Below are 13,451 nucleotides of genomic sequence, written 5' to 3'. Positions count from 1 at the left end.
GATCATGCGCAGCGCATCATCGAAGCCCGGCTGCTCGATGTAGCCAGTCGGCTCGCAATTGACGCCGCCGAAGGGTGTGCCGCCATCGAGTTCGATCTCGATATTGCGGATGCCGATCGATGAAAACACGACATGGTTGTAGCTCGGGTTAGCTGTCGATCCCGCCGAGCTCGTGAGGAAGCTGCGCGAGGCATACTGCCCGTTCACGATCAGCCGCCACTTGGCCGTGCCATAGGTCAGGAAGTCGAACTTGGTCCCAAAGTGCTGGAAGCGGATGCGCTGGCCGTACTGGGTCTTGCCGCTACCGTTGATGTTTCCGCCGCTCGCTGTCGTGCCGGTGCCGCGTGTCACCGCGCTCAGATAGGTCATCGTCGGAAGCCCGCCCGTCACGACCGGAACGCCGCCGAACAGACCAAAGTCGTTGTTGACCAGCACGCCGCCGCTCGCCGGTCGGAACTGTCGGGTGAGCGAGGAATCAACGGTCGCATCGGCGGTCATGGTCGGCGGCGAGGCCATGACCGGATTGTCCCATGGATTGGAGACAGCCGCTGCCGCCGCCAGCGCGCGAAGGCGCCGCAGCGTTCCCGCCGATGGCGTGGCGATTGCCGCGCGCATCGCATTTGTGTCGGGATGGTTGATGCGGGTCGAGGTGACCTCGGCCATGACATTCCCGGCTTCGTCGGTGATGGCGACACGCGCCCCACCCGGTAGCCCTGCCATGGATTGCCCTGCTGTTGCCGACGCCAGCGCCAGCGGCCGCACCGCATTCATATCAGGGTGGTCGATCCGGCTTTGCGTCACCTCAAGCAGCTCGTTGCCGCTTTCGTCCGTCACGGTAAGCCGCGCGCCCCCCGGCGTTGCGACCATAGCCTGCCCGGCAGTAGCCGATGTTGCCGCCTGTGCTCGGATCGCGTTCATATCGGGATGATCGATCCGGTTGGCCGTGATCTCGATCAGTTCGTTGCCGCTTTCGTCCGTCGCAACAATGCGCGGGCCGCCAACGATCTGCGTGAAAATACTGTCCAAACCGCCTGAGAAAAGCTCAGACCATTGCACGCCACCGACATTGTAGGCTGCAATCACACCGCCACTAGACTGCCATGCTAGTTTTCGTGTTCCATCGCTGGATGGCGCGAAAAATATGCGACCAGCGGCGAGCGCCGTAACCGTCGCGGTCGGCAACGTGGCACCAGTCAGTCCAGTTCCCGAAGGCAGGCTGTAGATTGGTGCGGTGTTGCTGGTCGCGATACCTCGCGTGCCGATGCGCCCGCTTGCGACCTTCCCATCGCTGCCGATCGTGATGAACGCGGTATGCCCTGCAGGTCCGCCGCTAACGACCAGTGCATATTCGCCCGGCGTGCCGCCGCTGCCTGTGCCAACAAAGCTGCCGGAGAGCGCGGTGACTTCGAACGGCAACGCGCCACCGGCGCTGACTGCAGTCGTCAGCATTCCGATCGTGCCAGTCGCTTGTGCAGCTGCCTGAAGCGCTGAGTCGAGCGCGGCCTTGACCGTAACGGTGCCGTAGCCGATCGCGGCCGCGCCAGCGCTGGACAAAAGCGTGTTGATGAACGCTTGGATCGAGCCGCCGCTAGCAGCGCCAATAATCGCCGCGCCATTGGAACTTAGCAGCTTGACGATGAACTGTTGAAGGTTGTCGCCGTTGGATAGGCCTACCAGAGTGCCACCCTGCCCGGAAGCGGTAGCCGCCAGCGAAGCAATAGGAACGTAGTTGGCAAGCGCGGCATTGAGGTCGGCAGCACTCAGTATCTTGCCCGGCTCGAAGGTCATGTCTGGCGCATCCTGGCAAAGAAAAACCCCGCCGAAGCGAGGTCATGGAAAGCGGGTTTGGTCCGATCAGTTCAGCTCAATACGTCGGGCCAGAATGCGCGGAGGTCAGCGATGCTTTTCGCTTTGGCGATAGCCGCATCCTCAGGCAGATCGCGCAGCAGCTGCTTGGCGGCCACGATCTTCGCCTTGGCGTCTTCGCGACCGTCCTCGCTGGCGCGCTGCCATGCAACATCAAGCGCGGCGAGCTTGGGTGCGCGCGCTTCGCGGATCGCGCCGCGCCAGATCTCGCGCGCCTTGTCCATGTCGATGACGATCTCGCCGCCGTTAGCGGTCAGGGCGCCAAAGAACAGCGCATCGTCGACGATGTAGTGGTTCTCATCGTTGCGGATGTGATCGACCGTCCAGTCTGCGGCAACCAGTCCCGCTTCGAGCAGCTTGGCTGCCTCGCTCTCGGCGTCGGTCGCATCGACCAGCTGCGTAATAGCGATGCCGCCCGAAGACAGTTTCCAGATGATCTGCGTCATAGCTGTTCCTTACAGGCCGGCGGTCACGAAAGTGGCTTTGCTGATCGAGCCACCACCGCCAGACACGCCAAAGTTGATCGAGAAGCCGGTGGAATTGTTCGAGGACCCGCTACCCCAAAACGCCGACTGGCAACTTGAGCCGTTGCCGCTGTCGCCGCCGTTGACCACGGGAACCGGATTCGCGATCGAGTTGGTGTATGCCACCGTAACAATCGCGCCAGAGTAGGTGACTGACGAGACGTTGAAGCCCTTGATGGCCGTGCCGCTCGCCGGCGAAAGCTCGCCCGCCGCCATGATCCGTCCGACTGATGCGGATGGCGGCGATGCCACCTGAAAATTGGTGCCGTCGTAGACCATACTGTAGATCTGGCCCGCCACCAGCTGACCTGCCGTCAGCGCCGCGCCGTTGAACTGCACGGTCTTGGCGCCCAAGCCGTTGACGTTGATCGTAGTCGCGCCGGTATTCGTGGCATTCATCTTCACCTCGACCACGAGCCCGGCCGAGTAGGCCGTCGGGGCAGGGGTCAAGGCGATCGTGATCGTGTTCGCGCTGCCGCTGTCGGCAGCATAGTTGTAGCCGCCAGACTGCACCGCGCGTGCCACGCCCTGCGAAGTAACAGCCTTGCCAGTGTCGGTGCCAGCGACCACGTCGCCATTGGCGGCCAGGATCACAATGCCGGCCTGCGCGGTGCTCGCTGGTACGTCGAGACCCACGCTGAGGAGCTCCCACTGCGTGCCGTCATACATGAGCAGGTAGATTTGGCCCGCCACCATCTGGCCTGCCTTGACCGCATTGCCTTCGGACAGGACGTTCTTCACGCCGAGGCCCGCGTAGTTGAAGGTCACAGCACCGGTATTGGTGTTGGCGATCTGGATCGCGACCTGCATGCCAGCGACGAGCGCAGTCGGCGCCGGCGAGCTCGTGCCGGCGAGTGCATTCACGCTGCCGGTGTCGGCAATGAAGTTGCCGCTTGTTGCCGCGGCCCTGACTGCCAGCCCCAGATTGGCGACGAAATTGTTGAGGTTTCCGTCATCCGGGATGTTGGCGTTCAGCGCGTTTGCCATCCACGTCGCGACGCCGGCGGCAACAAAGCTGGCCTGCCGAAAGACCTTGTTGAACTTTGCCGACGACGCGATGCCGGACGAGAAGCCGTTGGTCACGGCGGTATCGGCTGCATAGAGCGCCTGGGAAACGACGTTCGCACCCGCCCCCGTTGCGAAGGGCAGGAAATCCGTGCTCGCGGTCATGAGTTACTCCAGTGTCAGGTGAATTGGCCGAACGCGCCGTAATCCAGCCCGGCGACGTAGTCGGTCTCGATATCGAGGCCGAAGAAGGGCGCGGCAGGAATGGTCGGGATGACGTAGGATGCTTCGACCCCGGCCGGACGCAGATTGAGCACGCCGGCCGCGAACAGCTGTGTGAACACCGGGTCAACCAGCGTGCCATGCAGCGCCAGCACCATGGTCATGTCGCCGTTGTCCTGGATCAGGATTTGGTAGCCCTGCGGCCCAAGCAAGATTTGCCACGCCGTGTACGCCCCGGGGACGGAGCCATCCCAGTGATTGGCGACAATCGTTGCGCGCAGCAGGGTAAGGTAGACGTCATCCGGCAGCGCGATGAGGCCAGTCAGGGGCTCACCCGGACTCCAGATCACGCCCTGGTCCAAACCAAGACCGCTGACATCGAAGCTGAAGTAGACTCCATCGAGCGGGCTCGCGACGTACCGGCTCACCCCGATCCATTGGCCGAGGATGTCAAGCTGCTGGCCTTGAGCGAGGTCGAGATCGAACGCAGCATTGAGGCTGTTCAGTGCCGCCAGTGTGTCAGCGAACGGCTGCACCGAGGCAGCGACAGTCGCCATGAAGTTCGGCTTATCGGCATGCTTGGAGGTGATCAGCCCGGTATACGGACTTGCATCGCCCATCATCAGATGAGCGCCAGACTGATGTCGTCCACCGCCTGCTGCGGGGCCTGGTTGAACGCCATCGGGAGGTCGGCCGCCGTTGGCGACCCGGGATAGACCGCCATTGTGAGCGACGTCAGGTTGAACGTCGTCGGCGCGCCGCTGCCTTGGATGGCTGCAGCAATGACCTGTGTCAGGAACACGCTTTCCCCGACTGCGAGCGCGTTGATGTAGGTGTTGATCGCCGCGATGATGTTGTTGCCGGTCTGCACGGTGTAGCCGGCCAGCGGCTTCAGCGTGACGTTGACCATGATCCGCTGGTAGGTCGGCCGATCAAAGCGAACCGTGGAAGGAATGCCGAATTCATCGGTCACGGTCTGGACGACGCCGCCATAGGTCGCGACGCCGATCTTGCCGTTGGCGATGGCGATCGCGATCGCGGTGCTGTCTCCGCCTTCGACCACCAGCCAAATCGTGTTTGCGGGCACCCCGTCTGTATCTATCACGCCGGTGCTGTTCTCGTGCGCCTCGGCTCTAGAGACCCCGGGAATGTTGCGGACGGCTGCAAGGATCGATGACAGCGGGGTACGCGCCGAAAGGTTGGTCGAGCGTGCCTGCCGCTGGCGCAGCGTCGCGTCCTTTTCGACCGGAGCCCCAGGTGAGGCGGCTGCGGTGTTGGTCACCGAGATCCAGCCCCGCGTCGGCGTCAGGATTTTGGTGATCGTCCCGATCGCAGCCGAGATCGACCCCAGCTGTGCCGCCGTTGCCGTCACTGTGATCGAGCTTCCTTCCGGGATGGTGACAGTCGTTGGCAGGCTCCAGACATTGCCTGCGGTGTCCTGCACCTGCCCGTTCGTGATGACGGTCCCTGCCGTGCCGGTGATCAGGACCTGAGCGGTGGAGTTCGAGGGCGTCTCCCGGCGAAGCCCGTTGATCTTCACGACCGAAGAGAGACCGACGCCCTGTGCCGTGCTCGGTGAGAAGCTGTTGTAGACCGCAATCGCGCCAGCGTTCACGTCGGCGATGGCCTGCGCAATGGCGGCGATCCACTGCCCGTCCTGCGTGTCCGGGGTGAGGACCGCATCGACGCCATAGATCTGCTGATAGGTCGCCTGAAGCGAGAGCAGCGTGTCGTCGAAAGAGGGCGCAGTGATGCCCGCCGGGCCCACCTGAGCGCCCAACGTCTGCAGCGGATAGGTTGTCACTGGAGCGGTAGCCCTTATCCGAGAACCGATTGATCAAGCACGAAGGTGAAGTCGAGCAGCGCCAGAGACGGTGAGGTCCCCACAGGAAAACCGGTCACCGGCGCGACCGGTTGCTGCCGACGGCCGAATGCCGCACTGAGCGCAAGGGCCTGCGCGCTGTAGGCAGTCAGCACCGTCGCATTTACCGCCAACGCGCGATTGGTCAGGTCGCTGGAGTAGGCGGTAATCTGTGTCACGCCAGGGGTACCGAGGATCACGCGGCGGATTTCGGCGTCGTAACCTGCCTTGGGCTGCCGTCCGAGGATCTTGCCGCCCCAGTCGGTGCCTTCGGTCGTATCGAGAAACCACTCGCCCTTGATCAGACCGAGCCGGGTGTTGATGCATTGAGCGACTGCTGCCGGCGAATTGATCAGGAAGTTCGTGGCGCTTTGTCCGAATGTCATATCGCCGTTGGCGTCGAGCGCGCGAACTCTCACTGCGGGCCTCCGCTGATGCCGGATCCGGTCTGGACACCGGTGTGGTGGTGCTCGTCGAAATGGATGCCATTGATGTAGACGCCGCCCGGCGCGATTAGATTGATGCGCTGCGCCTCGGGGTCCAGCTCGAGCATTGTGGCCCCGTCAGTGCTCCGCAGCTGCGCCTTGCTCGTCGACACCCCGGTCAGGACGCGCGGCTGCGACCAGATGCCCGGGATGACAAAGCCATCGGACAAGTCGTGCATGCGGTAGACCATCGGAGGCTGAATGCCGCCGTTCTGCCACCAGGCATCGATGCAGCGCGAGGCGAACACGATGAGGCACTCGTCGTTTGCAGCGATCGGCAAGGTCAGCGTGACGCCGCCGCCGGAGGGGAATTGTACCGGGCAGTCGACAAGAAGCGGCAGGTTCACGCTGGTGGCCTTGCCGGTCTTTGGATCGGACAGCGTGCCTTGGATCGAGGGCTGCACTTCGCAGGTCATGGCTGCAGGATCGAAAGACTGGATGATGCCGGGCAGGGCCGTCCATATCTGTGCCTGCCTCTCGCGCGTGGCCATCGCTATGGCAGACGTGGGGTCGCCGAGGCGTTGCCGCTGGTCCATCAGAATAGATACCTCTGAAAAATGCCGGACAAGCCGCGTGTCGTTGGATCGAGTGACAGGCAAATGATGTCAGAATACCAGTCGGCACCGCGCGTGTTGCCGGAATGCTCGATCACGTACATGCGATAGAGACCGTCTGCGTCGGCACGTGGAATATTGCTGTTGGCCACTGCGGCTGAATAGGCGGTCGAAAAGGTCGCCGCCTGAACCGAAGCGTTGTCGAGCTTGATAGTTGCACCGATCGTCAGGTTCGGGTTCAGGAGGCAGCGGACGCGAATGCCGTCCTGCGTCTGTTCCGGCCAGCCGATCATGCCCGTATCGCCGTTAATGACCGTCGCCTCTCCGGCTTTAGGGTTCTCGACCGAGACGAGATCGATACCATCGTTCGAGTAGTACCAGACCGCCTTCATTTTCGTGGCTGCGTCGGTCAGCGCGCGCCGCGCCATGCCGTATTGCGCCGTACCGCGCGGAAGCTGCGGCGGGGTTTCCGTCGTGTAGACGTTCAGTTTACGGCCCATGGCGGCGGCGGCGGCTTTCGCGACATCAAGCACTGTTCCACCATTGGCGAGCGTAATGTTGATCGGCTTCTGATGCGACTCGTATCCCTCAGCTGCAATGAGATCGACGTAGGAGTCGACGGCATTCTCACGCCCTGCCTTGGTTTGGATGATCTCGCCATTGAAGATCACCCCATAGGCGCCTTGCTGATACCCAGCACTCAGCTGGACGCGGGTATACTCCCGGATCTTCTGAAAGGTCTGATCGGACAGGTTGTAGACGCGGATAGATGCAGTTTGCGGGACGCCAACTTCCGCCTGCTTGATCCGGAACGAGAACTGCAGATTTGAAACGTCGATGGCGGTCGCATCGTCACCAATGAGCAAACCTGCCTTGCGGATGAACTGGTTTGCCATGGTCAGGCGGTCACAAAGACGAGATGGGCATCGGTGCCGAGGTCGGCAAAGGTCGGCGCATCGTCGCTGCTGGCGCTGTTCAGCACGAAAAGGGCGCCGCCGAGGCCGAGGTAGCCGTACTGCGCGAGCAGGTCCGCCCCGGTTACCAGCGCAATGCCCAGAACGATCGGCACGCCGGTGGCGTCAGCGATGTCGAGTACCCAGCCTCCCTGGGCGTTGTTCCGCCACTGCAGGGTCATTTGATAGGGCACGCCAAGCAACTGGATCGAAAACGCCTGCGGCTCTGCTGTAAGGGGGATTTCGAAAGCTGCCACTGAAGCCTCACGCGTATGTCGGGATCGGGCCGGAATAGCTGACCGCCGATTTCGTCCCCTTCTGCGTGACACCACCAGAGGCTGCAGGATCAGCTCTCTTCGCTGTCGCTGGCATCGATGACTGGACCGTCTCGACGAGCAGCACTTCTTGAAGCTGAGCCGTGATCATTAGGATGTTTTCGGAAGTCTGGTCAGTTTGCGTCCTTATCGATCGGATCAACATGTTGTCATAGGCGCGCTTTCCAGTCTGGACCGAGATCAGCTCGGCACTGGACTGAAGCTGCAGAAGCTTCTCGTAGAGGTCGCGCAGCGGCTTTGCGCCGTCCTCGATGCCGGTTTGCTGATCCTGTGTGGCGGCGATGGTGGCGACGATGCCTGCCAGAGTCGCCGAAGCCTCCGGGCTGAATTCGTCGATGACGGGGGCGATCTGGCCGTAGAGGTCGTTCAGGTTCTGCGTCGAAGATTGCGATGACAGGGCGTTGCCCAGCGCGATGGTGTTGTAGGCGGTCGATAGCTTGCCTACCGCGCTGGGGCCGCCCACAGCCCCGACAATTGGCAGAATCTGATTGTAGGCGTCGGTGAGCTTCTGGAAATTGGACTTGGGCTTGGCGCCAGCCGTAAGCGAATTGGCCTGGCTGTAGGCGCCCGCCGCCGACCACCCGGCTTCGATCGTCAATTGCGCCGGCATCTTGAAGGCGTGGTCAGTGATCGGCGCGCCGCGCTCGACAGGATGCGTCGTGATCGTGAGATCGTCGACATGCTGCTCGCGGACGGTGACCTCGGCGATGAAGCCGCCGAAGACGCGAAGGATGCCGGTGTTCGAAATCACTGAACTGTCACTCCGAAATTTGCGACGAGCCGCTGGTTCACCGAGTCCTGCATCGATGCGATCTCGTGCGCGACAGCGCGCGGATCGGCATTGCTGTGGACGTTGTAGGTGTTGGTCTGGTTTACAGTGGCCGACCGACCAGCGCCCGACACACCGAGGCCTCGGAAGCCTTCATGTTGAGCCATGGCCGCAGCAACCCGCTGGAGATCGGACATCTGCAGCTGGTCGAATCTACCGATGCCAGTCAGCTGCTCGACATGCGCAACATATGCACCGACGTTGTTCTCGCTCGACGGTGCCCACTTCGCGATGATCTCGGCAATCGTATCACGGCCCCGTGCCATGTAACTTCTGAGAAGCCGTTCCATGGCATTCATGCCGCTTGCCACGTCGTCGAAGATCGCAAAGCGGCCATCGCTGCCCGCGTAGCCGGGCTGGCTGCGCGCGAAGGGACTATCGATGATATTGCCAGGGTTCCGATTACGTTCGGCACGGGTGCCGCGGCCTCTGCGGCCGGCTGCGTTGCCACCGCCTCGCGCGTTGTCATTTGCACCGCCGCGCATCCAGTCCGGCATCAGGTTGTTCGGATCACCGACCGGGTCCATGCCCCGGTTAACAGGCTTTGCGATGGCCGAATAATTGCCAGCAAGGCGGTCCTTCTTCTCTTGGTCGGTCTCGTTGTAAAACCAGAAAAGGCCGGGTATGCCCCAGCCGTTCTCGTAGCCTTGCTTGGCTGGCTCACCCGGCTTGCTAGGTGATTTCGACACCCAACCTTCGTAGGCAAACGTCGCAGCAGCGATGGCCGCAGCGGCGGCAGTGAAGGGCGACGCAAGGGCGGCAGCGGCGACGGCAATCGCGGTCAGCGCCCCAACCACCTCCGGCGTTGAAATCTTGGCGAGGTCGAGGTTTTCGAGAAACTCAATGAACTTGCCCAGGAACTGATTGATGGCAGGCAACGCCTTGATCAGGAAAACTTCTACGAGAAGGCCAAGCTCGGCCTTCAGTTCGCGAAGCTTGGTCTGTGCGCTGTTTGCTCCCTCCGCCGTGTCGTTCAAGTCGACACCGAAGCGCTTGCCCAATCGCGCCGCCATGCCGCGATACCACTTCTCAAATTCCCCGTTATCACGCTTCATGGCTTGCAGCGTGAGCGGATCCACGCCGATGACGCTGGCAATGCTTTTCGCCTGCCAATACGGCATGCGCTGAAAGGTCTTGGCCAGATCTTGCAGAGCCTTTTCCGCATTTCCGATGTGCTCGGGCAGCACACCCCATTGCAGGAGGAAATCCGTAGCGCCTGGCGAAGATCGGGTGAACTCGGCGATGCTCTCCAGCGCGCTTGCTGCGCCTTGGGATGAACCGCCGAGTTGGCTCATCGCATAGGAGAACGCCCGGATGTCGATGGCCGACGAACCCAGCCGCTGGGTTTTCCAGTAGAGCTGGTCGAAGTCGGCCGCCATCTTGACGACGGATTCCGCAACGGCCTTGGCGGCATCGTAGAGCGCCTCGCCGAGCGCGACCGCCTTGGCGGTGGCGACGTCGATGCTTTGCGAAAACTGCTTTTCGCCTTTAGCATCGACCTTGAAGCCCAGGCCGACCAGAAATTCCTTGATCACATTGTCGGCCACAAAACACCCTCACAAATGAAAAGGGCGGCCCCGAAGGGACCGCCCTTTGTTGGTTGCCGGCCTCGCCGTGCGCCGCCATGCCTTGCCGCGCCGCGCCGCGCCTTACCCAGCCGTGCCTGCCGAGCCGTGACACACCGTGCCAAGCCCCGCCACGCCTTGCCTGCCACGACATGCCGAGCCCTGCCGAACCTTGCCTCGACGCGCCTTGCCTAGCCTGCCATGTTTCGGGCCCTTTCAGGCGACCCGAGCCTCGTCGATCGCGGCGAACACCGTCGCCAGTTCCACGAGCTCTGCGTAGCGTTTCCGCCACGCCTCCAGTTCCGTGAGCGCCTGCATAAGCACCTGCTTGCGCAGGTCAGCGTCAGCCATCGCGTGCTGGACCGAGGTGTAGGCCCGGTCCCGCTCCTGCACAACCGATACGAAAGCCCGGATCGGCTTGGCTTCCGGCGCTTCCTCGATCACCGCTTCAACCGACCGGATCACAGCGCGAGCCTGATCAATCCGGAAGTTCTGTGCTGCGACATTGTCGTCCCACTCAAACAGGTCGTGCAGCACGTTTTGCGGCGACTTGGCGTTGTGCACGACCCATTCCGGCTCAAGCCTACCGTTATGCCGGGTGCGGATTCGCTCAAGCTCTTCGCCGGCCTTCTGCGGATCGACCGAGGTCGGAGCGCGGAGACCCTCTCTCCACTTGTAGATCATTGGTCCGCACTCCCGACATGGAAGCGGCCATAGGAGCCGTTCCGTTCCGGGCGCCATTCGCCGATACCGACGCCGAAGCCTGCCACGTTGAGTAGGTTGGCGATTTGCTCCGGGCTGATCGCGCTCGCGTTGAACTTGATCGTGACCGGTATTCGCCAATCCGGAAACTCCGGGCGATAGCGGATGTCCGCCGTGCCCATGCCAACCCGGACCATGTCCTCGCGCGGGCTGGGTTCGCCGATCACTGTCAGCATCTCGGCATCGATGTGGAAGGCGCCGCGCAGGACAGTCATCTTCGCATCGACATAGCGCGCCGCCGAAACCATCGCCGCCTTCACGCCGATTGCCGGGAAGCCATAGGCACCGGTTTCGGTGCGGTAGAAACAGGCCTCGTAATCGGCCTCCGGGTCTTTCGCCTCCTTGCCCTTGCTGGCCTTCTTCATCTGCTTATCGAGCATCTGCCGCTTGGCCTTTTCGGACCAGGCATGCACGATCAGCGGGCTATCCCCGATCAGCATCAGCGTGATCTGCTCGATCTTGAGCGCGGGGAGTTCGATCTTTTGAGTAGCGGCCATTATGCTGCCTCCCCAACGAATCGAGCTAGGTCGGCGTCGAGGATTTCGACGCAGTCCGCGGTCATGTCACTATCGTTCCAGACCTCCTCCCATTCGATCACTGCAGCCTTGAACAAAGCGGCGGCAAGCGATGGGGCGGGGGTCAGCACCAGATCGCGTGCTGCTTTCCAAAATGGGACGGTGAAGTTGAGGGTGAACGCATCGTCCGCGTCCTTCTCCATCGCCCGGATGCTTTCGAACTCCCCTTGCGCGTCGGGATGACGCATCCAGCCTTTGCCGAACCGGCTCTCCAGATCGAGACGACCAAGCGTTCCTGCCTCCATCGCCTTGTCGTAAGCCCCGTATTGGGTTTGGGCCCTGACTTTCGTATCCCATGCAAGGTAAGCTCTGAGGCAACGATCCCATTCCGAATCAGCCCCCATGGTCGCAAGCGCTTGCGCTGTGAGCGCGCTGCGCTGCGTGATAATCTGAGCGTGTCCCATCAGCCGCGCCCCCCGGTCTTAACCAGCTGGCGCAGGATTTCGCGCTGGATGTCGTTGATGGGGTGGACTGGTGCCGGGGACTGCAACGGGGTAAAGACGAATTCAGCCATGACGTGTGCCTTCACGTTGGTGGTTAGGGCGTCTTGGGACTGGAACTCCCTTGACGCCCGAATTTTATGGGGCCATAAAAACACTATGTCAACGGAAAAAATGGACCCAAAAAAACGGGGGCGGCCGCAGGTCGATTCGGAAGCAGTGAAGGTGCGCCTTCAACGTCCGTTGCTTAATCGGGTCGACACCTACGCCAACAGCGCCAACGTAAATCGTCCCGAAGCAATCCGTCGCCTTGTAGAGGCTGGACTCTCCTCCCAAGAAAAGTAGCCTGCCGCCCGAAAGACTCGGGGGTTTGGCGATGTCCTGTTTGCGCACCGCTGCGATCATCACGGTCGGGCTTGCCGTGTTTGCGGTAGTCAGAAGTGCTGACCTCAGTTCGGTCCGGGAAGAACAGCAAGCCTCTCGACCAAGCGCCGTTCAAACGGAAGAGCTCAAAGACCCGCCGTCCGAGCAAGCTCCTGTGCAGGCGGAGCCATCCTCTCAGCCGTTGGATTACGATAATCGGCAGCTGATGCCGACCAATCCAAATGGAACGCTTGCCGAAGAGAAAATGATGATCCAGCGGCAGTTTGGTATCTACAATGCTTGGGGTCAGGCTTTTAAGCAGTGCATGGAGCAGACCATTTATCTTCTGCCCGGATCAACAACCAGAGCAAGGGCTATCGATATTGTTGCGGACCGATGCCGTTCAATCGCCAATCAATTGCCAGGCATGCTAAAATACGGTGGATTTGTCCCCAAGGACTTTGACTACATGACTGAGGGCCGGCTGCGCCAAGAAGCCGGTAAAGCCATAGACGAGGAATTCTTTGGCCCGCGCAACTAGCGCCCCTTCGCCGCCGCCTCCATCCGCCGCTGATTTTCGTTTCGGACGCTGATGGCATCATTAATCCGCGCCACATCGCAAAGGCTCAGCGTTCCGTCGATCAGGCTCGGATACAGGCACATTCCCTCGACGACCGGGCGCAGGAGCCAATCCTCCCCGTCCGGCATCGAGACCGGCTCGAAGCCTAATTCCCCGCTGGGAGCGAACCCGAGCGGAGTCCGGTAAAAAAATCGCTGAGATTGCTCTGCAGCGTGGCCCAAACCAACTGGATCATGTCCGGCATCGATATGTCCGCAAACATGATCTGACCGTGGCGGAACACGGCGGCCCAACCGGCGTCACCGTCCTGACGGCGAGTGCAGCCGTTGAGGCACTTCGCGATGATGTATTCGCTGTCGGCGTCTGACATTTCGCCAATTGCATGCATCAGCACAGTGAAGACATCGCCCCCTTCGGCGCCGTCGCGCATCGCCGCCAGCACACCGCCGAGACGCCGAATGATGTGAAACTGCGTCATCGCGTCGAGCTTGGCGAGCCGGTAGGTATGGGCGCCGATTTCGATCTCTTCCAT

At 61.7% G+C, this 13,451-nt stretch carries 16 protein-coding genes; 1 reads left to right on the top strand and 15 read right to left on the bottom strand.

What is annotated here, in order from left to right; genetic code table 11:
- From Q0071_RS02995 to Q0071_RS02930, 14 genes are all read right to left on the bottom strand, one after another.
- Positions 1 to 1,788 (bottom strand): hypothetical protein (locus Q0071_RS02995; protein WP_298165143.1); only part of this gene is annotated, 1,788 nt, incomplete at its 3' end.
- A gap of 71 nt (positions 1,789 to 1,859) precedes the next feature.
- Positions 1,860 to 2,312 (bottom strand): hypothetical protein, encoded by a 453-nt coding sequence (locus Q0071_RS02990; RefSeq protein ID WP_298165141.1) that lies wholly within the window; start codon positions 2,310 to 2,312, stop codon positions 1,860 to 1,862.
- Between the two features lie 9 nt (positions 2,313 to 2,321).
- On the bottom strand, positions 2,322 to 3,560 hold the full coding sequence (locus Q0071_RS02985; RefSeq protein ID WP_298165139.1) for a hypothetical protein: 1,239 nt from the start codon (positions 3,558 to 3,560) through the stop codon (positions 2,322 to 2,324).
- Between the two features lie 14 nt (positions 3,561 to 3,574).
- Positions 3,575 to 4,240, bottom strand: coding sequence for a DUF2612 domain-containing protein (locus tag Q0071_RS02980; RefSeq protein WP_298165138.1), 666 nt, complete (start codon positions 4,238 to 4,240; stop codon positions 3,575 to 3,577).
- Complete coding sequence (locus Q0071_RS02975; protein ID WP_298165137.1) at positions 4,240 to 5,421, bottom strand: baseplate J/gp47 family protein; 1,182 nt, start codon at positions 5,419 to 5,421, stop codon at positions 4,240 to 4,242. Before Q0071_RS02975 ends, Q0071_RS02980 begins: the two co-directional genes overlap by 1 nt.
- A 14-nt stretch (positions 5,422 to 5,435) precedes the next feature.
- On the bottom strand, positions 5,436 to 5,897 hold the full coding sequence (locus Q0071_RS02970; RefSeq protein WP_298165135.1) for a hypothetical protein: 462 nt from the start codon (positions 5,895 to 5,897) through the stop codon (positions 5,436 to 5,438).
- Positions 5,894 to 6,499, bottom strand: coding sequence for a Gp138 family membrane-puncturing spike protein (locus Q0071_RS02965; RefSeq protein WP_298165133.1), 606 nt, complete (start codon positions 6,497 to 6,499; stop codon positions 5,894 to 5,896). The genes Q0071_RS02970 and Q0071_RS02965 overlap by 4 nt, the downstream gene beginning before the upstream one ends.
- Entirely contained in the window at positions 6,499 to 7,413 is a 915-nt protein-coding gene (locus tag Q0071_RS02960) for a hypothetical protein (protein WP_298165132.1), read from the bottom strand. The genes Q0071_RS02965 and Q0071_RS02960 overlap by 1 nt, the downstream gene beginning before the upstream one ends.
- Positions 7,414 to 7,415: 2 nt before the next feature.
- On the bottom strand, positions 7,416 to 7,727 hold the full coding sequence (locus tag Q0071_RS02955; protein WP_298165130.1) for a hypothetical protein: 312 nt from the start codon (positions 7,725 to 7,727) through the stop codon (positions 7,416 to 7,418).
- Between the two features lie 7 nt (positions 7,728 to 7,734).
- Positions 7,735 to 8,556, bottom strand: coding sequence for a phage baseplate protein (locus tag Q0071_RS02950; RefSeq protein WP_298165128.1), 822 nt, complete (start codon positions 8,554 to 8,556; stop codon positions 7,735 to 7,737).
- A complete protein-coding gene (locus Q0071_RS02945) occupies positions 8,553 to 10,181 on the bottom strand; it encodes a hypothetical protein (RefSeq protein ID WP_298165125.1) in 1,629 nt (542 codons plus the stop codon). The genes Q0071_RS02950 and Q0071_RS02945 overlap by 4 nt, the downstream gene beginning before the upstream one ends.
- 234 nt (positions 10,182 to 10,415) lie before the next feature.
- Entirely contained in the window at positions 10,416 to 10,883 is a 468-nt protein-coding gene (locus tag Q0071_RS02940) for a hypothetical protein (protein ID WP_298165123.1), read from the bottom strand.
- Positions 10,880 to 11,458: a hypothetical protein gene (locus tag Q0071_RS02935; protein ID WP_298165121.1), complete on the bottom strand. Its 579-nt coding sequence runs from the start codon at positions 11,456 to 11,458 to the stop codon at positions 10,880 to 10,882. The genes Q0071_RS02940 and Q0071_RS02935 overlap by 4 nt, the downstream gene beginning before the upstream one ends.
- The gene (locus tag Q0071_RS02930) at positions 11,458 to 11,940 is read right to left on the bottom strand and encodes a hypothetical protein (RefSeq protein ID WP_298165119.1); all 483 of its coding nucleotides are present in this window, start codon (positions 11,938 to 11,940) and stop codon (positions 11,458 to 11,460) included. The genes Q0071_RS02935 and Q0071_RS02930 overlap by 1 nt, the downstream gene beginning before the upstream one ends.
- A 412-nt stretch (positions 11,941 to 12,352) precedes the next feature.
- On the opposite strand from Q0071_RS02930, the gene Q0071_RS02925 reads away from it, so the two are divergent.
- Entirely contained in the window at positions 12,353 to 12,880 is a 528-nt protein-coding gene (locus Q0071_RS02925; RefSeq protein ID WP_298165117.1) for a hypothetical protein, read from the top strand.
- A gap of 184 nt (positions 12,881 to 13,064) precedes the next feature.
- Here Q0071_RS02925 and Q0071_RS02920 read toward each other — a convergent pair whose 3' ends face one another.
- The gene (locus Q0071_RS02920) at positions 13,065 to 13,451 is read right to left on the bottom strand and encodes a phage tail assembly chaperone (protein WP_298165115.1); all 387 of its coding nucleotides are present in this window, start codon (positions 13,449 to 13,451) and stop codon (positions 13,065 to 13,067) included.

It is taken from the genome of Novosphingobium sp., assembly GCF_027486195.1.
Classification (GTDB): Bacteria; Pseudomonadota; Alphaproteobacteria; order Sphingomonadales; family Sphingomonadaceae; genus Novosphingobium.
This window is presented reverse-complemented; position numbering and strand designations above follow the sequence as displayed.

Bases quoted from the DNA above. Each gene is read 5' to 3' on its own strand.
- Q0071_RS02930 (WP_298165119.1), bottom strand. From the start codon at position 11,940: ATGGGACACGCTCAGATTATCACGCAGCGCAGCGCGCTCACAGCGCAA.
- Q0071_RS02935 (WP_298165121.1), bottom strand. From the start codon at position 11,458: ATGGCCGCTACTCAAAAGATCGAACTCCCCGCGCTCAAGATCGAGCAG.
- Q0071_RS02925 (WP_298165117.1), top strand. From the start codon at position 12,353: ATGTCCTGTTTGCGCACCGCTGCGATCATCACGGTCGGGCTTGCCGTG.
- Q0071_RS02990 (WP_298165141.1), bottom strand. From the start codon at position 2,312: ATGACGCAGATCATCTGGAAACTGTCTTCGGGCGGCATCGCTATTACG.
- Q0071_RS02980 (WP_298165138.1), bottom strand. From the start codon at position 4,240: ATGATGGGCGATGCAAGTCCGTATACCGGGCTGATCACCTCCAAGCAT.
- Q0071_RS02920 (WP_298165115.1), bottom strand. From the start codon at position 13,451: ATGGAAGAGATCGAAATCGGCGCCCATACCTACCGGCTCGCCAAGCTC.
- Q0071_RS02940 (WP_298165123.1), bottom strand. From the start codon at position 10,883: ATGATCTACAAGTGGAGAGAGGGTCTCCGCGCTCCGACCTCGGTCGAT.
- Q0071_RS02985 (WP_298165139.1), bottom strand. From the start codon at position 3,560: ATGACCGCGAGCACGGATTTCCTGCCCTTCGCAACGGGGGCGGGTGCG.
- Q0071_RS02965 (WP_298165133.1), bottom strand. From the start codon at position 6,499: ATGGACCAGCGGCAACGCCTCGGCGACCCCACGTCTGCCATAGCGATG.
- Q0071_RS02960 (WP_298165132.1), bottom strand. From the start codon at position 7,413: ATGGCAAACCAGTTCATCCGCAAGGCAGGTTTGCTCATTGGTGACGAT.